This is a genomic window from Sphingomonas sp. (assembly GCF_013812825.1).
Classification (GTDB): Bacteria; Pseudomonadota; Alphaproteobacteria; order Sphingomonadales; family Sphingomonadaceae; genus Sphingomicrobium.
This window is the reverse complement of sequence record NZ_JACCSU010000045.1, coordinates 105,837-127,160: the sequence shown is the minus strand read 5'-3', so window position 1 is coordinate 127,160 and position 21,324 is coordinate 105,837. Positions and strand designations below refer to the sequence as shown.

22 protein-coding genes and 1 pseudogene are annotated in these 21,324 nt (G+C 66.8%); 15 read left to right on the top strand and 8 right to left on the bottom strand.

Annotated features, from left to right (window positions below; all coding sequences use genetic code 11):
- The gene (locus tag H0T81_RS06395; protein WP_294011064.1) at positions 1 to 1,095 is read right to left on the bottom strand and encodes an EpsG family protein; all 1,095 of its coding nucleotides are present in this window, start codon (positions 1,093 to 1,095) and stop codon (positions 1 to 3) included.
- A 328-nt stretch (positions 1,096 to 1,423) separates the two neighbouring features.
- On the opposite strand from H0T81_RS06395, the gene H0T81_RS06390 reads away from it, so the two are divergent.
- Positions 1,424 to 2,173, top strand: a complete 750-nt coding sequence (locus tag H0T81_RS06390) for a class I SAM-dependent methyltransferase (protein WP_294011063.1) — start codon at positions 1,424 to 1,426, stop codon at positions 2,171 to 2,173.
- 132 nt (positions 2,174 to 2,305) lie between these two features.
- Here H0T81_RS06390 and dnaA read toward each other — a convergent pair whose 3' ends face one another.
- The 3 genes from dnaA to mutM all read right to left on the bottom strand — a co-directional run bounded on the left by dnaA (position 2,306) and on the right by mutM (position 5,285).
- Entirely contained in the window at positions 2,306 to 3,706 is a 1,401-nt protein-coding gene (dnaA, locus tag H0T81_RS06385; protein ID WP_294011062.1) for a chromosomal replication initiator protein DnaA, read from the bottom strand.
- A 375-nt stretch (positions 3,707 to 4,081) separates the two neighbouring features.
- Entirely contained in the window at positions 4,082 to 4,345 is a 264-nt protein-coding gene (gene rpsT / locus H0T81_RS06380) for a 30S ribosomal protein S20 (RefSeq protein WP_294011061.1), read from the bottom strand.
- A 127-nt stretch (positions 4,346 to 4,472) separates the two neighbouring features.
- Entirely contained in the window at positions 4,473 to 5,285 is an 813-nt protein-coding gene (gene mutM / locus H0T81_RS06375) for a bifunctional DNA-formamidopyrimidine glycosylase/DNA-(apurinic or apyrimidinic site) lyase (protein WP_294011059.1), read from the bottom strand.
- 46 nt (positions 5,286 to 5,331) lie between these two features.
- Between mutM and H0T81_RS06370 the strand changes: the two genes are divergently transcribed.
- The 6 genes and pseudogenes from H0T81_RS06370 (at position 5,332) to H0T81_RS06345 (ending at position 10,518) form a co-directional block, all read left to right on the top strand.
- Complete coding sequence (locus tag H0T81_RS06370; RefSeq protein WP_294011057.1) at positions 5,332 to 6,063, top strand: class I SAM-dependent methyltransferase; 732 nt, start codon at positions 5,332 to 5,334, stop codon at positions 6,061 to 6,063.
- Positions 6,060 to 7,592, top strand: a complete 1,533-nt coding sequence (gene ubiB, locus H0T81_RS06365) for a 2-polyprenylphenol 6-hydroxylase (RefSeq protein ID WP_294011056.1) — start codon at positions 6,060 to 6,062, stop codon at positions 7,590 to 7,592. Before H0T81_RS06370 ends, ubiB begins: the two co-directional genes overlap by 4 nt.
- Before the next feature lie 5 nt (positions 7,593 to 7,597).
- Positions 7,598 to 8,781: pseudogene (gene coaBC / locus H0T81_RS06360) on the top strand (bifunctional phosphopantothenoylcysteine decarboxylase/phosphopantothenate--cysteine ligase CoaBC).
- 65 nt (positions 8,782 to 8,846) lie between these two features.
- Complete coding sequence (locus H0T81_RS06355) at positions 8,847 to 9,260, top strand: hypothetical protein (RefSeq protein ID WP_294011055.1); 414 nt, start codon at positions 8,847 to 8,849, stop codon at positions 9,258 to 9,260.
- Positions 9,261 to 9,322: 62 nt separating this feature from the next.
- A complete protein-coding gene (dut, locus tag H0T81_RS06350) occupies positions 9,323 to 9,760 on the top strand; it encodes a dUTP diphosphatase (RefSeq protein WP_294011053.1) in 438 nt (145 codons plus the stop codon).
- Positions 9,757 to 10,518, top strand: coding sequence for a HesA/MoeB/ThiF family protein (locus tag H0T81_RS06345; RefSeq protein WP_294011051.1), 762 nt, complete (start codon positions 9,757 to 9,759; stop codon positions 10,516 to 10,518). Before dut ends, H0T81_RS06345 begins: the two co-directional genes overlap by 4 nt.
- On the opposite strand, the gene topA is transcribed toward H0T81_RS06345, so the two are convergent.
- The gene (gene topA / locus H0T81_RS06340; RefSeq protein WP_294011050.1) at positions 10,515 to 13,001 is read right to left on the bottom strand and encodes a type I DNA topoisomerase; all 2,487 of its coding nucleotides are present in this window, start codon (positions 12,999 to 13,001) and stop codon (positions 10,515 to 10,517) included. The two genes, H0T81_RS06345 and topA, sit on opposite strands and share 4 nt — an antisense overlap.
- Before the next feature lie 97 nt (positions 13,002 to 13,098).
- Between topA and H0T81_RS06335 the strand changes: the two genes are divergently transcribed.
- Complete coding sequence (locus H0T81_RS06335; RefSeq protein ID WP_294011048.1) at positions 13,099 to 13,626, top strand: GNAT family N-acetyltransferase; 528 nt, start codon at positions 13,099 to 13,101, stop codon at positions 13,624 to 13,626.
- Entirely contained in the window at positions 13,613 to 14,206 is a 594-nt protein-coding gene (locus H0T81_RS06330; protein ID WP_294011046.1) for a hypothetical protein, read from the top strand. Before H0T81_RS06335 ends, H0T81_RS06330 begins: the two co-directional genes overlap by 14 nt.
- Here H0T81_RS06330 and dprA read toward each other — a convergent pair.
- Positions 14,184 to 15,275, bottom strand: coding sequence for a DNA-processing protein DprA (gene dprA / locus H0T81_RS06325; protein WP_294011044.1), 1,092 nt, complete (start codon positions 15,273 to 15,275; stop codon positions 14,184 to 14,186). The genes H0T81_RS06330 and dprA overlap by 23 nt on opposite strands.
- Positions 15,272 to 15,865 (bottom strand): glycerol-3-phosphate 1-O-acyltransferase PlsY, encoded by a 594-nt coding sequence (gene plsY / locus H0T81_RS06320; RefSeq protein ID WP_294011042.1) that lies wholly within the window; start codon positions 15,863 to 15,865, stop codon positions 15,272 to 15,274. The genes dprA and plsY overlap by 4 nt, the downstream gene beginning before the upstream one ends.
- A gap of 151 nt (positions 15,866 to 16,016) precedes the next feature.
- On the opposite strand from plsY, the gene murI reads away from it, so the two are divergent.
- From murI to nrdR, 6 genes are all read left to right on the top strand, one after another.
- Positions 16,017 to 16,808, top strand: coding sequence for a glutamate racemase (murI, locus tag H0T81_RS06315; protein WP_294011040.1), 792 nt, complete (start codon positions 16,017 to 16,019; stop codon positions 16,806 to 16,808).
- Between the two features lie 81 nt (positions 16,809 to 16,889).
- Positions 16,890 to 18,104, top strand: a complete 1,215-nt coding sequence (gene hemA / locus H0T81_RS06310; protein WP_294011038.1) for a 5-aminolevulinate synthase — start codon at positions 16,890 to 16,892, stop codon at positions 18,102 to 18,104.
- Positions 18,105 to 18,107: 3 nt separating this feature from the next.
- Positions 18,108 to 18,614 (top strand): isoprenylcysteine carboxylmethyltransferase family protein, encoded by a 507-nt coding sequence (locus H0T81_RS06305; RefSeq protein ID WP_294011036.1) that lies wholly within the window; start codon positions 18,108 to 18,110, stop codon positions 18,612 to 18,614.
- Positions 18,615 to 18,635: 21 nt separating this feature from the next.
- Positions 18,636 to 19,082, top strand: coding sequence for a ribose 5-phosphate isomerase B (gene rpiB / locus H0T81_RS06300; RefSeq protein ID WP_294011035.1), 447 nt, complete (start codon positions 18,636 to 18,638; stop codon positions 19,080 to 19,082).
- Positions 19,082 to 20,386 (top strand): serine hydroxymethyltransferase, encoded by a 1,305-nt coding sequence (gene glyA, locus H0T81_RS06295; RefSeq protein ID WP_294011033.1) that lies wholly within the window; start codon positions 19,082 to 19,084, stop codon positions 20,384 to 20,386. Before rpiB ends, glyA begins: the two co-directional genes overlap by 1 nt.
- Positions 20,386 to 20,895 (top strand): transcriptional regulator NrdR, encoded by a 510-nt coding sequence (gene nrdR, locus H0T81_RS06290; protein WP_294011031.1) that lies wholly within the window; start codon positions 20,386 to 20,388, stop codon positions 20,893 to 20,895. Before glyA ends, nrdR begins: the two co-directional genes overlap by 1 nt.
- Here nrdR and apaG read toward each other — a convergent pair.
- Complete coding sequence (gene apaG / locus H0T81_RS06285) at positions 20,892 to 21,284, bottom strand: Co2+/Mg2+ efflux protein ApaG (protein ID WP_294011101.1); 393 nt, start codon at positions 21,282 to 21,284, stop codon at positions 20,892 to 20,894. The genes nrdR and apaG overlap by 4 nt on opposite strands.
- Between the last annotated feature and the right edge of the window lie 40 nt (positions 21,285 to 21,324).

The following is a 21,324-nucleotide window of genomic DNA, read 5'->3' as shown; positions in this document are numbered from 1 at the left end:
TTAAAATACCGGGTACAGTTGATAGGGGATCCAGAACTTGGAGTGATTGGCATAAAACAGCCAGACGAACTGAACGAGGGCCGAATAGAGGATCACCATCAGCAACACGCCGGTCGCTGGAGTCCCATTCCTCGAAAAAACGATCGGCAGACGGGAAAACACGAACAGCTGCAAAGGGATGATGTAAAGCGCGAGCCTGTCGACCGCGACCGTGGTTTCGACCACCATCCAAACAGCGAAACTCAACAGCGCGACGATCGACAGGTTTCGCCAGGTCGTGCGTTCGGCAAGGCCGACTTCAAAGCGCCTCGACCAGGCGAGGAATAGGATCGCCGGCACGATGTTCATGGCCAAACGAATTCCAGCGCCTTGGGATTCGTAGACGCGCGTGACGTAGGCCCTTTTAAACCCCTCGGCGCTTTCTTGCAGGAGAAGGTAGGCAAGAACGACGGCGGCGATCGTCAGCGACAGGGTCTGAAGCCGATTTCGAGAGTAGGATATGCCGATGATCGGGATGAAAATTAAGACCGTTCGGTGAAATAGAGCGGCTGCCACAATCCACAGCAGGAAGCGGCCAAAGGAGCCTCGCGAAATGGCTGCCAGGCCGGCCAGCGACAAACCGATGGCCACGGCCTGCCTCGAGTAACCCATGCCGACGCCGATCACGAGATAGGGAATGGCCACGACATAGACCAGCCAGGGGTACGGCTGAGTGCGGGCAAATCGAGTGAGCCCGAACGTGAAAAGCAGGCCGCAAACGAGATTAACGGACCATATTTCGATCCCCAGGGAATTGGCTGCCCAATTCAGGAATGCGTAGCCCGGATCCATGTACCAGACCGCCTTCCAGAAACTGAGACGGCCGATCTGCTCGAAGATGAATTCGTAGGGGTTCCAATCCCCGCCCACCTGGTACCGGAAGCCGATCATCAACGCGGCCACCAGCGCCGCGCTGGTCAGGAACGGATCATAACCACGCACTGGCTGGCCGACCGAAGGCGCCGGGCTCGCAAGCGCCGGACTTCGCGAACGCCTCAAGGCGTCCACAAGCGCGCCAAAAGCGAAAATGAAGAACAACAGCCAGTAGGGAAACATGATGACCCGTGCAGGAAGGTGCGCGGCGGCATCAGGCGAGCCGACCCCGTCGCGCCCGGCTTGTGAATCACATTTCGCCTTTGCACAAGGCGTGCGCTAACAAGTCACCGGGGGGAACTCGCAGGAAAGCCCTGCCCTGCCCATGAGTCTCCATTCGTCCGCTTTCAATCGGGGCGGAGAAAGACGTGGCGAGAGCGGATCACGCACTGACCGGCCGTCGTTTGGGCTTCAACAAGGAGTTGTTTCAAACGTGACTGTCCCACTACCCGACAAAGCGAGTTCGCGCGGACCGGTCGTCACGGTGGATAGGACGAGAGAAACGTCGAAGATGCGGCTCGAACGGCAAGCCTTTGAAGAGGTGAACGTCAGCGGCTTTAGCCACATCGATCAAGAAGTGGCTTTTTTCACCCAGATTGCCGCCCTGGTGAGAGCCGATGATTTCGTCCTCGACTTCGGCGCAGGTAGGGGCGAGTTCTTCTACGACGAGCCGAGCCGCTACCGTCTCTGGCTGCAGAATTTCCGTGGCCGTGTCGCCCACGTCGACGGTTGCGATATCGATCCCGCGGTGCTCGGCAATCCGACGCTCGACGAGGCGAAATTGCTCGAGAAAGGCCAGCCCCTTCCCTATGAAGACGAACGGTTCGACATTGTCGTTTCACGCTATGTGTTCGAGCATGTTTCCGATCCTGAATGGCTGGCGCGCGAGTTGCTGCGGGTCACCAAGCCCGGAGGCTGGATCTGCGCACTGACGCCCAACAAATGGGGTTACGTGGCCCTTGCAAGCCGGCTCTTTCCCAATCGCGTTCACAGCCGGCTGCTTCGAAGCGTTCAACCTCACCGCAAGGAGGAGGACGTCTTTCCAACCGCCTACAAGCTGAACCGGCCAAAGGACGTTCGGCGATTTTTCAGCGGCGGGGCTGACGTCTTTCACTACACCACGTCAGCCGTGCCGTCCTACCACTTCGGGAGCTACTTCGTGTTTCGAGCGACGCTGTTGCTGCATCGTGTTCTTCCACCGATCCTTGATCTGGTCCTTGGGCTGTTCATTCGAAAACATGAGCGTAGTCGGGATTCGTAACCCGCACGGGCGGCCACCAGCGATACCGCAGCGCTAAGCCGTTCCCGCAACGGCACGGAAAGGCCCACCCGGAACCGGTCCGGATGGGCCTTTTTCCCTGGCCATCGGGGCAGCCAGGGAACTGTTTGCCGCTCAGCCCTCGAGCTGTCGGGTCAGCAGCCGGATATCGGCGTCGAGCTCGGCGTCCGCGGCGCGCAGGCGCTCGATCTGCTTGACTGCGTGAATGACCGTCGTGTGGTCGCGGCCGCCGAAGCGCCGGCCGATGTCGGGCAGCGACTTGGGGGTCAGCTGCTTGGACAAGTACATCGCCACCTGACGCGGGCGGGCGACCTCGCGAGCCCGGCGCGCCGAAGTCATCTCGGCCTTGCGGATCCGGTAATGCTCGGCGACCTGGGTCTGGATCTCGTCGATCGAGATCCGCCGCTGGTTGGCGCGCAGGACGTTGGCCAGGACTTCCTCGACGAAGGCGACGTCGATCGCCCGGCCGGTCATCATCGCGTAGGCGGCGATGCGGTTGAGAGCGCCTTCGAGCTCGCGCACGCTCGACGTCACTCGCCGGGCCAGGAAGTCGACGACGTTGCGCGGCATCTCGACTCCGGGCAGCGCTCCGAGCTTGGCCTGGATGATGTTGAAGCGCAGCTCGAAATCGGCCGCGTTGATGTCGGCGACCAGCCCCCATGACAGCCGCGACAGGATTCGCGGAGCAACTCCGTCGAGGTCCTGCGGAGCCCGGTCCGAAGTGATCACCAGGCGCCGCCCGGCGGTGATGATCTCGTTCATCGTGTGGAAGAATTCCTCCTGCGTGGAATCCTTGCCGGCGATGAACTGGACGTCGTCGATCAGCAGCAGGTCGGCGTTGCGCAACCGCCCCTTGAAGCCGATCGTGTCATTGGCTTTGAGCGCGCGGATGAACTCGACCATGAACTTTTCCGCCGACATCGACACGACTCGCTTGCCGGGATTGGCGGCCAGGAAGCCGTGGCCGATCGCGTGCAGCAGATGGGTCTTGCCGCGGCCGGTCCCGCCATGGATGAACAGCGGGTTGAAGCCGACCGCGCCGGTCCCGGCCAGCGTCCGGGCGGCGGTCGCCGCGACCTCATTGGCCTTGCCGACGATGAAGGTTTCGAAGCGGTAGCGCGGATCGAAATTCGGAGCCGACGGGTCGCGCTCGGGCGGCCGCGCCTCCACAACCTCCTCGAGGATCAGCAGCGGCGAGGGCCGCGGCGCATCGGCGGCGGCGGCGACCCGCACCTCGCGCACGATCGGCAGCACCGTCTTCCACGCCAGCGTCAGCCGCTCGCCGAAATGGGAGCGAACCCAGTCCGCCATGAACTGGCTGGGCATCAGGATCTCAAGAGCGCCGGTGTCCGGTTCGAACGCCCCCAGGACAGCGGGTTTGAGCCAGCCGTCGAATGTCCGCGCCCCGAGGTCCCTGCGAAGGCCGCCGCGAATCGATTCCCAGGCGGCTTCGAGCGGCGCCGCGATGGCTGCGCCAGCCGGCTCCAAAGTCGATGAGGACAGACCGCCGTGCACTTGCCTATTCGCCTCCCTCACAATCGCGGCGAGAGACAAAAAGGGGCCGCTGCGCCGGGTGCGAGTCCGCTGGCGCCGATGGCGTTTTTTCTCTCTAGCCCCCGGACGCAGACTCGGCGCCTGGAAGGCTTGTTTCTGGAAGCCTGGGAGCAAGCTTTCAAGACCTGTTTTTTCACAAAAGTGAAATAATCAGCCTTGACAGGCAAAACCCTCGGAAAGCCGGGAGAAAGCCGGAAAACAGCGATTTTTTTGCCAGCTTCCATTTTACCGGAAGCGCGAATCGCGGGAAAAGGTGGGTTTTTTGAAAGGTCCCGAATTGGGACCAAATTGCGGGCGTATCGATCGCCCTTAGACGGCTGTTTTTGAGGCGCCGATTCAACCCAGAGAGGCAAGCCTTTTGGACAACCGCGAAAATTTGCGGGCGGCCGTGTTCTTGTGAACGACTCCGCGCGCGACTCCGCGCGCCAGCTCCGGCTGAGCCTCTTGCAAAGCCTTGGCGGCCTCGTCCTTCTTGCCCGACTCGAGCGCCGACTCGGCGGCTTTGATGAAGGTCCGGATTCGGCTCACCCGGGCGCCGTTGATCGCCTCGCGGTTGGCGTTCCGGCGGATGCGCTTCTTGGCCTGCTTGGTGTTCGCCATCTTGGTCTCTTGAATCCCAGCTCAATGAAAAAACGGCGCAAAGAGCCGTAAGCCCGCGCCGACACGGCCGCTCCACTAGCGGGAGGGGCAGTGATGGTCAACCGATCCGCCGGCGAATCGGCGGCGCTCAACGTTGGCAGCGGGGGCAATAGAAGGTCGAGCGGCCGCCCTGGACGATTCGCTTGACCCGGCCGCCGCACGCGCACGCCCTGCCCTCCCGGCCGTAGACGTCGAACCGCGCCGAGAAATAGCCGAGCGTTCCGTCGGGGCTGACGAAATCGCGCAAGCTCGACCCACCGGCCGCGACGGCCTCGTCGAGTACCTCCGGGATGGCAGCTGCGAGTCGATCCAGCCGCCTGAGCGAGATCGAGCCGGCGGCGCGGGCCGGATGGATGGCCGCCCGGTGCAGCGCTTCGCATGCGTAGATATTGCCGAGGCCGGCGATGATCCGCTGGTCGAGCAGCAGCGCCTTGACGGGGGCCCGGCGCCCTTCGAAGCGGCGCCGGAACCAGCGCGCGTCGAGGTCGGGGCCGAGCGCGTCAGGACCGAGCGCCGCAATCGGCGGCCACTCGCCCAGCGCATCGGTGGAAAGCAGGTCGACCGAGCCGAAGCGGCGGGCATCGTTGAGCGCCAGACGCCGTCCCTCGTCGGTCTCGACCAGCAAATGATCGTGCCGGTCGACCTCACCGGGATCGATCCGCCAGTGGCCCGACATGCCGAGGTGGAAAACCAGGGTATCGCCGCGATCCGTCGCGATCAGCCCGAACTTGGCGCGGCGGCCGACGTCCATCACTTTGGCGCCGGTGAGCCGCTGCCCGAGATCCTCGGGAAACGCCCGGCGCAGGTCCGCCCGCCGGGCCTCGACCCGGGTCAGCCGGCGCCCCGCGAGGACGCGCGCCAGCCCGCGGACCGTGGTCTCGACTTCGGGAAGCTCGGGCATGGCGCCGATATGGCGAAGGCCCGCCAAGCCCGCTAGAGGCACCGCCATGACGGCCAAGGTGAATTTCGGCGACGAGCTGGTCAGCCCCGAGGAGAAAACCCGCCGGGTCGGAGCGGTGTTCACATCGGTCGCCCGGCGATACGACGTGATGAACGACCTGATGTCGGGCGGGCTCCACCGGCTGTGGAAGGATCGCTTCGTCGCCCGGGTGAAGCCGAGGCCCGGCGAGCGCATCCTCGACATGGCGGGTGGCACCGGCGACGTCGCCTTCCGGATGGCGCGCCGCGGCGCCCGGGTGACGGTCGCCGACATCAATCCCGACATGCTCGAAGTTGGCCGCGAGCGCGCCCGGACGCGCGGCGTGGAGCGTCTCGACTGGCAGGTCGAGGACGCGCAAGGCCTGACCTTCGAGGACCGCAGCTTCGACGCCTACACGATCGCCTTCGGGATCCGGAACGTCACGGACATCGGCGCGGCGCTCAGAGAGGCCTGGCGAGTCCTCGATCGCGGCGGGCGCTTCTACTGCCTCGAGTTCTCGACCAGCGAATGGCCCGGCTTCGCCAGCGCCTACGAAGCCTATGCCCAGAGCGTCATCCCGCGCCTCGGCCGGGCCGTCGCCGGCGACGAGGCGAGCTATCGCTATCTGGTCGAATCGATCCGCCGGTTCCCGCGCGCCCAGGCGTTCGAGCGGATGATCGCCGACGCCGGTTTCATCCGCGTCGCAGTCGAGCCGATGCTCGGCGGGCTGGTCGCAATCCACAGCGGCTGGAAGATTTGACCGCTTCGGTCACCCATCTGTGGCGGCTTCTGAAATGGGGGCGCACGCTTGCCCGCCACGGCGCTCTGCGGGGGATCGAGGCCGACCCTCTGACCCCGCCGCAGGTCCGCCGGCTGGCCCGGATCGCGCGCTTCGCGGCCAAGGTCCCGCCAACCCCCGACTACGCCAAGGCGCTGCAGGAAATCGGGCCGGCCGCGATCAAGCTCGGCCAGGCGCTGTCGACTCGTCCCGACCTGGTCGGCGACCGCGCCGCCGAAAATCTGTCGCAGCTCCAGGACAAATTGCCGCCGGCCCCGTTCACGGCGATCAAAGCGGCGATCGAAAAGGCGTTCGAAACCCCCCTCGAGCAACTCTACTCGAGCTTTGATCCCGAGCCGATCGGCTCGGCGTCGATCGCCCAGGTCCACCGGGCCGTGACCACCGAAGGCCGCGACGTCGCGGTCAAGGTGCTTCGGCCCGGGATCGAGCAGGAATTCGCCCGGGCGATCGAGACATACGAGTGGGCGGCGGCGCACGTCGAGAGCGGCGGCGGCGAGTTCGAGCGGCTGCGCCCGCGGCTGGTGGTCGCGCATTTCAAGCAGTGGACCGTGCGCGAGCTCGACCTTCAGCGCGAGGCCGCCTCGGCTTCCGAGCTGCGCGAGAACATGATCGCCGAGCCGGGTTTCTTCGTCCCCGAGATCGACTGGCGCCGCACCGCGCGGCGAGTGCTGACCCTGGAATGGCTCGAGGGCGTCAAGCTGAACGACCGCGATGCGCTGGTCGCCGCCGGCCACGACTGCAAGGAGCTCGCGGCGATTCTCGTGCGCGCCTTCCTTCGCCAGGCGGTGGTCGACGGCTTTTTCCACGCCGACCTCCACCAGGGCAATCTGTTCGCGCTGGCCGACGGGCGGATCGCGGTGATCGATTTCGGAATCATGGGCCGGATCGACCGCCAGGCGCGGATGTGGCTGGCCGAAATCCTCTACGGGCTGATCACCGGCAATTACCGGCGCGTCGCCGAGATTCATTTCGAGGCGCAATACGTGCCGCCGCACCACAGCGTCGAGGAATTCGCGACCGCGCTTCGAGCCGCCGGCGAGCCGATCCGCGGTCTTCCCGTCAAGGACATTTCGGTCGGCCGGATGCTCGAAAGCCTGTTCTCGATCACCCGCGACTTCGACATGCCGACCCAGCCGCATCTGCTGCTGCTGCAAAAGACCATGGTGATGGAGGAAGGAGTCGCGACGAGGCTCGATCCCGACATCAACATGTGGGAGACCGCCGAGCCGTTCCTCAAGGACTGGCTGCGCTCCGAGCTCGGGCCCGAAGCCTATTATGCCGACCGGATCACCGAGGTGGTGCGGGCGATCAAGCTGATCCCCAAACTCATCCATCGGATGGACGAATATTATCCGCCGGCGGGCGCCGCACCGCCGCCGCCGCCGCTGCCCGAGATCGCGCTGATCGAGCGCCGGCATTGGTGGAGTTATGCCGGCCTTGCGCTTGCCGGCGCCGCGGCGGGCGCGATCGCGATGCTTGTGCTAGGCTGAGGCCCATGAAACGCGTGTTGCTGATCGTCGGCGGGGGGATCGCCGCCTACAAGAGCTGCGAGCTGGTGCGGCTGCTGACCAAGGCCGGCCACCAGGTGACTCCGGTGCTGACCAAAGCCGGCGAGCATTTCGTCGCTCCGATGACGCTGGGCGCGCTCGCCAGGAGCCCGGTCTACACCAGCCTGTGGGACCTCAAGGACGAGGTCGAGATGGGGCATATCGAATTGAGCCGGGCGGCCGACTTCCTGCTGGTCTGCCCGGCGACCGCCGACCTGCTGGCGAAAATGGCCGGCGGGCTGGCCGACGACCTCGCGACGACGCTTCTGCTGGCGACCGACAAGCCGGTGGTGGTCGCGCCGGCCATGAACGTTCGCATGTGGCTGCACCCGGCGACCCAGCGCAACGTCGCCCAGCTCAGGGACGACGGGGTTCGGGTGATCGAGCCCGACGAGGGCGAGATGGCGTGCGGCGAGCATGGCCCCGGCCGACTGCCCGAGCCGGCGGCGATCATGGAGTGGCTCGACGCCGAGTTCCTGACCGGCCAGTGACCCTCGCGGGCACGCACTTTCTGGTCACCGCCGGTCCGACCCACGAGCCGATCGACCCGGTGCGGGTGATCGCCAACCGCTCGTCGGGACGGCAGGGCTTCGCGATCGCCGCCGCCGCCGCTCAAGCCGGCGCCCGAGTGACCCTCGTCGCCGGGCCGGTGGCGCTTCCGACCCCGGACGGCGTCGAGCGGGTTGACGTCGAAACCGCCGCCGAGATGGCCGACGCGGTGATGGCGGCCCTGCCCTGCGACGCCGCGATCCTGGTCGCCGCGGTCGCCGACTGGCGGGTCGAGCCGTCGCCGAAGAAGCTGAAGAAAAGCGACGGCCCACCGCAGCTCCGCTTCGTTGCGACCCGCGACATCCTCGCCGAGCTTGCCGCCCATCCGGGCCGGCCGCGCCTGCTGGTCGGCTTTGCCGCCGAGACCGGCGATCTGGTCGCCAATGCGCGATCCAAGCGCGACTCCAAGGGCGCCGACTGGATTCTCGCCAACGACGTCTCCGGAGAGGTGATGGGCGGCGCCCGCAACCGAGTCCATCTGGTGACGGGGGACCGGGTCGAGGACTGGCCCGAAGCGACGAAGGAGGAGGTCGCGCGGCAGCTGGTCGAACGGATCGCCGGAGCACTCGCCGCAAGCACTTGAGGCCGATCATCGACAAAGGCGCCCCGCTTGCAATAAGGTGGCCGCTCTTAGTGGGAGATCGAACGATGAAGCACTTGCTGGCCATGGCGCTGCTTCTCGCTCCGGTTCCGGCGGCATCGGCAACCCGGGTCGAGGTCGCGGACGGCAACTGGAGCTACCTGCCGTTGATGAAGCAGCGCGGATCCGATCATCTGAACAATGACGCCCTCGCCCGGATCGACGAGATCGTTCACGCCCGGCAATGCACGTTCCCGGGACAGAAAGGGCCCCACTACGACGTCACCGTGTCCTTTGCCGCCCATTTCGCTCCGGACGGATCGCTCGACCGGCTGGTGATGACCCGGCTCAACTGCCCCGAGGTCGAGGGCCTGGTCGGCGGCGTTCTGCTGGAGATGATCCAGGCCGGCGACTACAGGCCGACCGGCGCGAACGCTAACGGCTGGTATCGCGGCGAGCTCAGCTTCGGCGGCAAGGGCTGACGTTTCCGGCGGTTTCGAGCGTCGGCCCTCTTGCGGGGCCGCAGCCTCGCTCAGGAGTCTCGATGATCGAGATCAAGCTTCACCGGCTGCCGCACGGCGCCGACCTGCCGTTGCCCAAATATGCCAGCGAAGCCGCGGCTGGGCTCGATATCGCTTCGGCCGAAGAGCTGGTGCTCGAGCCGGGTGAGCGGCACGCGGTCGCCACCGGCTTCGCAGTCGAAATCCCGCACGGCTATGAGATCCAGGTTCGGCCGCGCTCGGGGCTGGCGATCCGCAACGGAATCACCTGCCTCAACACCCCCGGGACGATCGACAGCGACTACCGCGGCGAAGTGAAGGTGATCCTGATCAACCTGGGCTCCGAGCCGTTCGAGATCCGCCGCGGCGAGCGGATCGCCCAGCTCGTCCCGGCGCCCGTGCTTCGCGCCCATTTCACCGAAAGCGTGAGCCTGGCCGAGACGGCTCGCGGCAGCGGGGGGTTCGGAAGCACCGGCCGGTGAGCCTCTCGGACGCCGAGCTCGATCGTTATGCGCGACACATCGTGCTGCGGGAAGTCGGCGGGCCAGGACAGCGCAAGCTCAAGGCGGCAAGCGTCGCGCTGATTGGCGCCGGGGCGATCGGCAGCGCCGCCTTGCCCGCGCTCGCCGGCGCCGGTGTCGGCCGGCTGACCGTCATCGAAGACGATGTCGTGGAGCTGTCCAACCTCCACCGCCAATTGATTTTCCGCGAGGACCAGGTCGGGCAACCCAAGACCGAGGCGGCGGCGGCGTTCGCGCGATCGCTCAACTCGCACGTCGAGGTCGATGCGGTCGCGCAGCGGATCGATGGCAGCAATTCGCGAGACCTGCTGGCCGGTCACGATCTGGTGCTCGACGGAAGCGACAATTTCGTCACTCGACTGGCGGTCAACGAGGCCTGTGTTTCGCTGGCGATTCCGCTGGTCTCGGCCGCCGCCGCGCAGTTCCAGGCGCAGGTCGCGCTGCTGCGCGGCTGGGAGGCGGACCAGCCCTGCTACCGCTGCTTCGTCGGCGACGCGTTCGACAGCGACGATTGCGACACCTGCGCCGAGCTCGGTGTGCTCGGCGCGTTAACCGGCACCGCGGGCCATTTCGCCGCTCTGACCGTGCTCCGGGCGCTGCTCGGGATCGGCGAGGATGTCGCGGGCAAGCTGTTCCTGCTCGACGCGGCCGCGCTCAGCTGGCGGCAGATGACGCTGCCCAAGGACCCTGGCTGCAAGACTTGCGGACGGATTGGCTAAGCCTTCGTTTTCTTCCGTTTCGCTCCGCCGCGGCCCTTTTTCTTTCCCGGACCCTTGGCGGCCTTGGCGTCGACCCATTGGATCGCCTGGTCCATCGTCACCGATTTGGGGTCGGTGCCCTTGGGCAGCGTGGCATGGGTGGAGCCATCGCTCACATAGGGCCCGTACTTGCCCTCCATCACCTTGAGTTCCTTGCCGCTTTCGGGGTGCTCTCCAAGCACCGCGATCGGCTCGCGCGAGCCCTGGCGCTTGCCGCCGCCCGCCGCGGCGTCGGCAAGCTTGGCCACCGCCGCGTTCATCCCGGTCTCGAACACTTCGGCCGTCGAGCTCAGCCGCGCATATTTGCCGTCGTGCATCAAATAGGGGCCGTAGCGGCCGATCGATGCGGTGATCGGCTGGCCGGTTTCGGGATGAGGCCCGATCTCGCGCGGCAGCGACAGCAGTCTCTCGGCCCATTCGGGGGTCAGATCGTCGACCGGGAGATCCTTGGGCAATGAGGCGCGCTTGACGTCCTCGCCCACGCCGCGCTCGACATAAGGTCCGAACCGGCCTGTCTTGAGGACGATTCCGTCGCCGAGCTCGACCGGTGCGTCGCCGGCCGCTTCGCCTCCGGTCTGGCCGAACTTCTGCGTGTAGCGGCACTCGGGATAGTTGGAGCAGGCGACGAACGCCCCGAACTTGCCGCCACGCAGCGACAGCCGGCCGTCGCCGCACGCCGGGCACAGCCGCGGGTCGGAGCCGTCTTCCCTTTCCGGATAGAGCCACGGAGCGAGGAACTCGTCGAGCGCGGCGGTGATCTCGGAGGGCTGCTGCTCCATCACCTCGCCGGCCTTGGGCTTGAAGTCGCGCCAGAAGGCGGCGAGCAGGTCCTGCCAGCCGGCCCGGCCGCCGGACACGTCGTCGAGCCCCTCCTCGAGCTCTGCGGTGTAATCGTAGCTGACGTAGCGCTCGAAAAAGCGCTCGAGGAATGCGGTCACCAGGCGGCCGCTCTCCTCGGGGACGAAACGGCCCTTGTCGACCCGCACATATTCGCGGTCCTTGAGGGTCTGCAGGGTCGCCGCATAGGTGGATGGCCGGCCGATGCCGAGCTCCTCCAATCGCTTGACCAGGCTCGCCTCGGAGTAGCGCGGCGGCGGCTGGGTGAAATGCCGGGTCGCCTCGACCCCGGTCCTGGCCGGGGCATCGCCCGCGCGAAGCACCGGCATCCGAACGCCGTCCTCGTCTTCCGATTTCTCGTCGCGGCCTTCTTCGTACAGCGCCAGGAAGCCGGGGAAGAGCACCACCTGCCCGCTGGCTCGAAGCACCGCCCGGCCCGCGCCGTCGGTCAATTCGATGGTCGTCCGCTCGAGCCGCGCCGAGGCCATCTGGCTGGCCAGAGCGCGATTGTAGATGAGGCCGTAGAGCCGTGCGTGGTCGCCGCTCGCCGCGGCGGCGAGCGAGAAATCGGTCGGCCGGATCGCTTCGTGCGCCTCCTGCGCGTTCTTGACCTTGCTGGTGTATTGGCGCGGCCGGTCGGGGACGAAGCCCGCGTCGTAGCGGCTGGCGATCGCTCGCCGGGCCGCGCTGACCGCCTCGGCGGCCATGTCGACGCCGTCGGTGCGCATATAGGTGATCAGCCCGTCCTCGTAGAGCGATTGGGCGACCCGCATCGTGTGGCTGGCCGAGAAGCCGAGCTTGCGCGCCGCCTCCTGCTGCAGGGTCGAGGTGGTGAACGGCGGCGGCGGGTTGCGCCCGAACGGCTTGGTCTCGACCAACGAGACGGTGAAGCGCCCGGCCTCGACCACCGCCTTGGCGGCGTCCGCCTCGCCTCTGCTGCCGATCGACAGCCGGTCGAGCCTGTTGCCGTCGAGCTGGACCAGGCGGGCGGCGAACGATTGTCCGTCGGCCTCGAACGTCGCTCCGACCTGCCAATATTCCTGCGCCCTGAAGATTTCGATTTCGCGCTCTCGGTCGACGATCAGTCGAAGCGCCACCGACTGCACCCGTCCGGCCGACTTCGCTCCGGGAAGCTTGCGCCACAGGATCGGCGACAAGGTGAAGCCGACCAGATAGTCGAGCGCGCGGCGCGCCCGGTAGGCGTCGATCAGATCGTCGTCGAGCTGGCGCGGATTCGCCATCGCGTCGGACACCGCCGACCTGGTGATCGCGTTGAAGGTCACCCGCTCGACCTTTGGCGGCAGCGCCTTTTTCGACCGAAGCACCTCCTGGACATGCCAGCTGATCGCCTCGCCCTCGCGGTCGGGGTCGGTGGCGAGGATCAGAGTGTCGGCGTTGCGCGCCTCATCGGTAATCGCCTTGAGCTGCCTGGCTCGGTCCGGCGAGGTCGTCCAAAGCATTTCGAAGCCCTGGTCGGGATCGACCGAGCCGTCCTTGGGCGGCAGGTCGCGGACATGGCCGTAGCTGGCCAGCACTCGGTGCCCGGGCCCGAGATATTTCTCGATGGTCTTCGCCTTGGCCGGCGATTCGACGACAACCAGCTTCATCTCTGCCCCTCACGCATACGCGTATAGGGTGAGGAGGCCGACGCGGGCCCGTCAACCCCGATTGATGCAAAGCAAGAATCAACGATAGGGACCCGTCATGACCACGCTTCGCACCGACCGCCTGATCCTGCGCCGAGCGCGGCCGGACGACCTCGAGGCCATGCACGGGGTGCTCTCTGACGAGACGGCAATGCAATATTGGTCGCATGGCCCGCACGAGGATATCGCGAGGACCAAGCAGTGGCTGGACTCGATGATCGAGGCTCCGGCCGGGGAGAGCGAAGACTTCGTCATCACCCTCGACGGTCAGGTGATCGGCAAGCTCGGTGCGTGGCGTCTGCCGGAGATCGGCTTCATCATCCATTCCGACCATTGGGGTCGCGGCTATGCCGCTGAAGCGATGCGGGTGTTCCTCGCGCATATTTTCGAATCCCGCTGCGTCGAGTGCCTGACCGCGGACGTCGATCCCCGCAACACCGGATCGCTTCGGCTGCTCAAGTGCCACGGCTTCGTCGAAACCGGCTACGCGCCGGGGAATTGGAACACCCACATCGGCGTCTGTGACAGCGTCTTCCTGCGGCTCGACCGCGCCGCCTGGCTCAAGGTTCCCCATGGCGAACGATGACGAATGCCTTGTCGAAGCCGAACTGCGGGCACGCGCGGCCTATGCGCGACCCGGCCGACAGTACCACGACGAACGGCATCTGGACGATTGCCTCGCCAGGCTCGACGACATCGCGGACCTGAGCGAGCAGGAGCGGCGACTGCTCGGCTGGGCGATCCTGTGGCATGACGCCGTTTACGATCCTCAGCGAGAGGACAATGAGGAACGCAGCGCGGAGCTGGCGAGGCAAGAACTCCACTCGTGCGGGGTCGGCCCGACCGACGCAGACGAGGTTTCGAGGCTCATCCTGCTCACAAAAGGACATAAGGTCGAGCCGGGCGACCGACTCGGCGCTCTGCTGGTGTCGATCGACCTCTCGATTCTGGGCGCTCCAATGGAGGAATATGACGCCTACACGAGAGCCGTTCGCGAGGAATATGCGCATGTCCAGGATGATGCCTGGCGAACAGGCCGGGCAGCTGTTCTGCAATCGCTGCTGGCCGCCGATCCGCTCTACCCTGACGAACGATTCCGCCAAGCGTTGGAAGCCCAAGCCCGGCGCAACATGCACGCCGAGCTCAAGGCGCTGAGCGAAGGCTGACCTTGCCGCCGGCGTGGCGGTCGAGCCGGCCGGCGAGGTCGAGCTCGAGCAGGGCCATCTGCACCGCCCCGCTCGATATTCCCGACAGGCGGATGATTTCGTCGACCGGAACCGCGCTCGGCCCGAGCAGCTGCTCGACCTCACGCGCCGCCGACTCGTCGAGCTCGGGCTCCCCGGCCGGTTGGGCTTCGAACGGAGTCGGCGCCGATTCGACCCGGCCCTCGAACGGCCGCACCGCCTCCATCACGTCGGCGGCCGACTGGACCAGGGTCGCGCCGTCGCGGATCAGTTGGTTGCAGCCCTGCGCGCGCGGGTCGAGCGGCGAGCCCGGCACCGCCATGACCTCGCGCCCCGCCTCTGCCGCGAGGCGCGCGGTGATCAGCGAACCCGACCGCGGAGCCGCCTCGACCACCACGGTACCAAGGCCAATCCCGGCGATGATCCGGTTGCGGTACGGGAAATGGCGTGCTCGCGGCTCGGTCGCGGGCGGCATTTCGGCGAGCACCAGCCCGCGCTCGAACAGCGCTTCCTGACGCTCCTTGTTTTCGGGCGGGTAGAAGACATCGATGCCGCCCGCGACGACGCCGATGGTGCCGCTGTCGAGCGCTCCGTCATGGGCCGCGCTGTCGATTCCGCGCGCCAGGCCCGAGACGACCACCGCCCCCTGCTGACCGAGGCCATGCGCGAGCCCGCGGGCGAACCGGCACGCCGCGGCCGACGCATTGCGCGCGCCGACGATCGCGACCGCGGTGCGCTCCAGCAGGCGAAGCTCGCCCTTGGCCATCAGCAGCGGCGGCGCGTCGTCCATCCGGGCGAGCAGCTGCGGATAGAGCCCCTGCCCCAGGGTCACGTAACGCGCGCCGAGCGCTTCGACCCTGGCGATTTCGCGCTCGGCATCGGACCGGCTGAACAGGCTCGGGGCCCGGCCGCCGCCGCGACGCGCGAGGTCGGGCACCGCCGCCAGCGCCGCCGCCGCATTGCCGAAGCGGGCAATCAGCTGGCGGAAGGTGATCGGGCCGATCCCCGGCGAGCGGACCAGCCGCAGGCGATCGATCAGGTCGTCGCTCAAGTCCCGGACTTTCCGATGCGGGGCTCAGTACCGGCTTTAAGCCGGGCGATGTTGACGCGGTGTTTCCACACCACGAGCAGAGCGAAACCGAGCAGCATCGGAAACAGATAGTCGGGGCCGAGCACCGCCGCGCTGATCGGCGCGCTGACCGCGGCGGCCAGTCCCGCCGCCGCCGAGATTCGGACGGTGAGCAACAATGCCAGCCAGACCAGCGCGTAGATCAACGCCGCGACCGGCAACAGCGGGATCAATATACCAAGGAAGGTGGCAACGCCCTTGCCGCCCTTGAACCGCAGCCAGACCGGGTACAGGTGGCCGAGCAGCGCTCCCGTCGCCGCGAACATCTCGCTGCCGGGTCCCAACAGCGCTCGAGCGAGCAGCACGGCCGCGGCGCCCTTCAGCGTATCGAGCAGCAAAGTCGCCGCGGCGAGCCCCTTGCCGCCGGCGCGAAGCACGTTGGTGGCGCCGATATTGCCCGAGCCGATCTGGCGCACGTCGCCCTTGCCCGCGACCCGGGTCAGAAGCAGGCCGAACGGGATCGATCCCAGCAGATAGCCGAGAAGCCAGGCCCAGAGCAGTTCGACGCTCATCCCTTGCGCTTCGGGCGGTCAGGCAATTGCAACGACTTTTCCAATCCCCGTTCGGGCGGAGCGAAGTCGAAGCCCTGCCCTTCTCCTGCGTTCCTGTAGAAAGAAAGACAGTCCCTCGACAAGCTCGCGACGAACGGAGTTAAAGGCGCCGATGAATCCCGACGCGCCACTGCTGTTCTTCGATTCCGGGGTCGGCGGGCTGTCGGTCCTCCAGCCGACTCGCGAGCTGCTTCCAACCGCTTCCATCATCTATGTCGCCGACAATGCCGGCTTCCCCTACGGCGAGCGCAGCGAAGCCGATATCGCGGCCAGGATCCCGGCCTTGCTCGGGCGGGTCGTCGAGCGCTTTCGCCCGCGGCTCGCGGTGATCGCGTGCAACACCGCTTCGACGATCGCTCTCGACACCGTCCGCTCCGCGCTCGAGCTGCCGGTGGTCGGCACCGTGCCCGCGATCAAGCCGGCATCCGAAATGTCGAAAACGCGCGTGATCGGCGTGCTCGGCACCCAGGCGACCGTCCGCCAGCCCTATGTCGACGACCTCGCCGCCCGCTTTGCCGCCGACTGCACGGTGATCCGCCACGGATCGCCCGAGCTGGTCGAGCTGGCCGAGGCCAAGCTCGCCGGCGCGGAAGTCGGCGTCGATTCCGTCCACGAGGCCGCGCGGCCGATGTTCGAGGGCGAGCGCGGCTCGGAGATCGACGTCGCCGTCCTCGCCTGCACCCATTTCCGGTTGCTCGACGAGGAGCTGCGCGCGGCCTTCCCCGGAGTTGCGCTGGTTGACGGCGGCCGCGGCATCGCCCGCCGCATTGCCTGGCTGACGCGCGAGCAGCCGTGGCCTGCCGAGCCCTCACCGGGAATCGCGCTGTTCAGCGGCTCCTCGCCCAATCGGTCGCTGCTCAGCGCGCTCGCGCGCTACGGCCTCGAGGAGGTGCGCGGCCTGTGAACAATTGCGAGTCGTTCGCAATGGAAAAGCTGCGCCTCCAAAGCTAAAGGGCGCGGCGAGCGCCAAGGAAACTTCGAAGACTTGGATTACGACCGCATCTTCCGATCCGCGATCGAGCGCCTTCACGACGAAGGCCGCTACCGCGTGTTCATCGATATCCTGCGGACCAAGGGCTCGTTTCCCGACGCGCGCTGCTTTGCCGGCCACAACGGCCCCAAGCCGATCACCGTCTGGTGCTCGAACGATTATCTCGGCATGGGCCAGCACCCGGCGGTTGTGCAGGCCATGGAAGAAGCCCTCCATGACGTCGGCGCCGGATCGGGCGGAACCCGCAACATCGGCGGCAACACGCACTACCACGTCGACCTCGAGGTGGAGCTTGCCTCGCTGCACGGCAAGCAAGCGGCGCTGCTGTTCACCTCCGGCTATGTGTCGAACGAGGCGGCGCTGTCGACGCTCGGCAAGCTGCTCCCCGGCTGCGTGATCTTCTCCGACGAACTGAACCACGCGTCGATGATCGCCGGAATCAAGAACAGCGGCTGCGAGAAGCGGCTGTTCCGCCACAACGACCTCGACCACCTCGAGCAGCTGCTGAGCGCCGCCGATCCCGAAGCACCCAAGCTGATCGCGTTCGAAAGCGTCTATTCGATGGACGGCGACATCGCCCCGATCGCGGCGATCTGCGACCTCGCCGAGCGCTATGGCGCGCTCACCTACCTCGACGAGGTGCACGCGGTCGGCATGTACGGGGAGCACGGTGGTGGAATTTCCGAGCGCGACGGGGTGGCCGACCGGATCACCCTGATCGAAGGCACGCTCGGCAAGGCGTTCGGGGTGATGGGCGGCTACATCGCCGCCGACTGCAACATCGTCGACTGCATCCGCAGCTATGCACCGGGCTTCATCTTCACCACGTCGCTATCGCCGGTGCTGGTCGCCGGCGCGCTGGCCAGCGTCCGCCACCTGAAGCAGTCGTCGGTCGAGCGCGAGGCGCAGCACCAGTCGGCGGCGATGCTCAAGGCGAAATTCCAGGATGCCGCTTTGCCGCTGATGCCGAGCGTCACGCACATCGTTCCGCTGCTCGTCGGCTGCCCGGTTCGAGCCAAACGGATCAGCGACATCCTGCTCGCCGAGTACGGGCTCTATGTCCAGCCGATCAATTACCCGACCGTCCCGCGCGGCACCGAGCGCCTGCGCTTCACGCCCGGCCCGTGCCACACCGCCGAGATGATGGACGAGCTGACGAGCGCGCTGGTCGAAATCTGGGACCGGCTGGAGCTCAAGCTCGCGGCCTAGCGAATGCTGAGCCGGCCAGCAGCGATTGCGGGCTCGGCTCTCTGGTTCCTGATCGCTCCCGGGACGCTTGCCGGACTGCTTCCGTGGCTGATCGCCGACGGGCGGCGTGAATTCGACGGCGGCCCGGTGACGATCGTTGCCGGCCCGCTGCTGATCGCCGCCGGTCTCGCCGGCCTGGTCGAAAGCTTCGCCCGCTTCGCGATCGACGGCCGTGCGACCCCGGCCCCGGTCACTCCCGCCCGCAAGCTGATCGTCGGCGGCCTCTACCGACACGTGCGTAACCCGATGTACGTTTCGGTGCTGGCCGTGATCGCCGGCGAGGCGTTGCTCTTCGGCGAGGCGGAACTGCTCGTCCACGCGGGCATCGTCTGGCTCGTTTTCCATCTTTTCGTCCGTCTCCACGAAGAGCCGGCGATGCGGCGCAGCTTCCCGCGCGACTATGCGGCTTATTCGGCGGCAGTCCCGCGCTGGCTGCCGCGAATCAGGCCATGGCAGGCTGGCGAATCCTGAGCGCTTGGCCTAGCATTGGGCATGCGCATCGCCCTTGCTTCCGACCATGCCGGCTTCGCCCTCAAGCGCGAGCTTGCCGCCTGGCTGAGCGAGCTTGGTTACGAGGTCGCGGACCTTGGCACCACCGATACCGAAAGCGTCGATTACCCGGAATTCGGAGCCAGGCTCGCCAATACCATCGCGACCGGCTCGGCCGAGCGCGGGGTCGCGATCTGCGGCTCCGGGATCGGCATCTCGATCGCCGTCAACCGCAACCCCAAATGCCGCTGCGCAAGGGTCGACGAGCCGGTGTCGGCGGCGCTGGCCCGCGAGCATAACGACGCCAACGTGCTCGCTCTGGGCGGCCGGCTGGTCGGCAGCGACATGGCCAAGGCGTGCGTCGCCGCCTTTCTCGGCACCGACTTTGCCGGCGGCCGCCACCAGCGGCGCGTCGACCAGCTCTCATCCCTCCTGCAGGACAGCGACTGATGGCCAGCGCCGCCAAGCTTAACGAGGTTCAGCCGGAAGGTTTCTTCACCAAGCGACTCGCCGACGCCGACCCCGAGATCGCCGACGCGATCGCCAGCGAGCTCGGGCGCCAGCGCGACAAGATCGAGCTGATTGCATCGGAGAATATCGTGTCGCGGGCGGTGCTCGAGGCGCAGGGCTCGGTGCTGACCAACAAATATGCGGAAGGCTATCCGGGCCGCCGCTATTACGGCGGATGCGAATATGTCGACATCGTCGAGCAATTGGCGATCGACCGCGCCTGCGAGCTGTTCGGCGCGAAATTCGCGAACGTCCAGCCCAACAGCGGCAGCCAGATGAACCAGGCCGTGTTCCTCGCGCTTTTGCAGCCCGGCGACTCGTTCATGGGGCTCGACCTCAACGCCGGCGGCCATCTGACCCACGGCTCCCCGGTCAACATGTCGGGCAAGTGGTTCAAGCCGATTCCGTACGGCGTTCGCCCCGACGACCATCTGATCGACATGGACGAGGTCGCCCGGATCGCCCGCGAGCAACGCCCCAAGCTGATCATTGCCGGCGGCACCGCTTATTCGCGAATCTGGGACTTCGAAGCGTTTCGGCGCATCGCCGACGAGGTCGGCGCTTTCCTGATGGTCGACATGGCGCATTTCGCGGGGCTGGTCGCGGGCGGCGCCCACCCCAATCCGGTGCCGCACGCCCATGTCGTCACCACCACCACCCACAAATCGCTTCGCGGCCCGCGCGGCGGAATGATCCTGTCGAACGACGAGGATCTCGCCAAGAAGCTGAACAGCGCGGTGTTCCCGGGGCTGCAGGGTGGCCCGCTGATGCATGTGATCGCCGCCAAGGCGGTCGCCTTCAAGGAGGCGCTCCAGCCCGACTTCCGAAGCTACGCCCAAAGCGTGGTCGACAATGCCCGGGCGCTTGCCCTTGCGCTGCAGGACGCCGGGCTCGACATCGTTTCCGGGGGCACCGACAACCATTTGATGCTGGTCGACCTGAGGCCCAAGCAGGCCAAGGGCAAGCACGCCGAAAAGGCGCTCGATCGCGCCTGGATCACCTGCAACAAGAACGGCATTCCGTTCGACCCCGAAAAGCCGTTCGTCACCTCGGGAATCCGCCTCGGCACTCCGGCCGGGACAACGCGCGGGTTCGGCGAGGCCGAGTTCCGCGAGATCGGCGGCCTGATCGCCGAAGTCGTCGACGGGCTGCGCAAGAACGGCGAGGCCGGTGACGCCCAGGTCGAGCAGTCGGTCGCCCGGCGGGTCGGCGAGCTGTGCGCGCGTTTCCCGATCTATAGCTGATGCGCTGCCCGTTCTGTTCGCACGAAGACAGCCAGGTAAAAGACAGCCGACCGTCGGAGGACGGCGCGGCGATCCGCCGCCGCCGCCAGTGCGAGGGCTGCGGGGCGCGCTTCACCACCTTCGAGCGGGTCCAGCTGCGCGACCTGACGGTGGTCAAGAAGACCGGCGAGCGCGAGCCGTTCGACCGCGCCAAGCTCGAGCGCTCGATCGCCATCGCCTGCCGCAAGCGCGACATCGCCCCCGAGCGGATCGAGCGGCTGGTGTCGAGCATCCAGCGCCAGCTCGAGACCCGCGGCGACGAGGTCCAGGCGGTGCAGATCGGCGAAGCGGTGATGGATGGGCTCAACGCCATCGACCATGTCGCCTACATCCGCTTCGCGAGCGTCTACAAGGACTTCACCGAGCCCGGCGACTTCGCCGACATCGCCGGCAAGGTCGGCGAGCAGCCGGCGGCCGAAGGATCGGAACGCAAGGCTGAAAAGCCCGCCGACGAAGGCAAGCTGCTCTAGTTGACCGAGCTCAGCAGGGTGAAGCGCGGGATCGCGACCTCGAACGCGTTGCCGTCTTCGTCGACCATCCGGTAACTGCCGCTCATCGAGCCGGTCGGAGTGTCGAGCGGGCATCCCGACACATAGTCGAAGCTTCCGCCCGGAGCGATCAGCGGCATTTCGCCGACCACCCCTTCGCCATGCACCTCGTGGACCGTGCCGCGGCCGTCGACGATCCGCCAGCTTCGCGACAGCAGCTGGATCGCCCGGTCGGAGCCATTCTCGATGCGCACATGATAAGACCAGAACCAGCGCTCCGACGCTGGGTCCGACTGCTCGGCGAGATAGCTGACCGCGACCCGCACCGAGATGTCGCGAGTCGTCGCCACGTTCGGAAACAGCATTGCCATCGTGTCGGTGCCGGTCACGGATCGACGCTAGGCGAGCGCG

Bases quoted from the DNA above. Each gene is read 5' to 3' on its own strand.
- H0T81_RS06395 (WP_294011064.1), bottom strand. From the start codon at position 1,095: ATGTTTCCCTACTGGCTGTTGTTCTTCATTTTCGCTTTTGGCGCGCTT.
- H0T81_RS06390 (WP_294011063.1), top strand. From the start codon at position 1,424: ATGCGGCTCGAACGGCAAGCCTTTGAAGAGGTGAACGTCAGCGGCTTT.
- rpsT (WP_294011061.1), bottom strand. From the start codon at position 4,345: ATGGCGAACACCAAGCAGGCCAAGAAGCGCATCCGCCGGAACGCCAAC.
- mutM (WP_294011059.1), bottom strand. From the start codon at position 5,285: ATGCCCGAGCTTCCCGAAGTCGAGACCACGGTCCGCGGGCTGGCGCGC.
- H0T81_RS06370 (WP_294011057.1), top strand. From the start codon at position 5,332: ATGACGGCCAAGGTGAATTTCGGCGACGAGCTGGTCAGCCCCGAGGAG.
- H0T81_RS06355 (WP_294011055.1), top strand. From the start codon at position 8,847: ATGAAGCACTTGCTGGCCATGGCGCTGCTTCTCGCTCCGGTTCCGGCG.
- dut (WP_294011053.1), top strand. From the start codon at position 9,323: ATGATCGAGATCAAGCTTCACCGGCTGCCGCACGGCGCCGACCTGCCG.
- topA (WP_294011050.1), bottom strand. From the start codon at position 13,001: ATGAAGCTGGTTGTCGTCGAATCGCCGGCCAAGGCGAAGACCATCGAG.
- H0T81_RS06335 (WP_294011048.1), top strand. From the start codon at position 13,099: ATGACCACGCTTCGCACCGACCGCCTGATCCTGCGCCGAGCGCGGCCG.
- H0T81_RS06330 (WP_294011046.1), top strand. From the start codon at position 13,613: ATGGCGAACGATGACGAATGCCTTGTCGAAGCCGAACTGCGGGCACGC.
- plsY (WP_294011042.1), bottom strand. From the start codon at position 15,865: ATGAGCGTCGAACTGCTCTGGGCCTGGCTTCTCGGCTATCTGCTGGGA.
- murI (WP_294011040.1), top strand. From the start codon at position 16,017: ATGAATCCCGACGCGCCACTGCTGTTCTTCGATTCCGGGGTCGGCGGG.
- H0T81_RS06305 (WP_294011036.1), top strand. From the start codon at position 18,108: ATGCTGAGCCGGCCAGCAGCGATTGCGGGCTCGGCTCTCTGGTTCCTG.
- rpiB (WP_294011035.1), top strand. From the start codon at position 18,636: ATGCGCATCGCCCTTGCTTCCGACCATGCCGGCTTCGCCCTCAAGCGC.
- glyA (WP_294011033.1), top strand. From the start codon at position 19,082: ATGGCCAGCGCCGCCAAGCTTAACGAGGTTCAGCCGGAAGGTTTCTTC.
- nrdR (WP_294011031.1), top strand. From the start codon at position 20,386: ATGCGCTGCCCGTTCTGTTCGCACGAAGACAGCCAGGTAAAAGACAGC.
- apaG (WP_294011101.1), bottom strand. From the start codon at position 21,284: ATGGCAATGCTGTTTCCGAACGTGGCGACGACTCGCGACATCTCGGTG.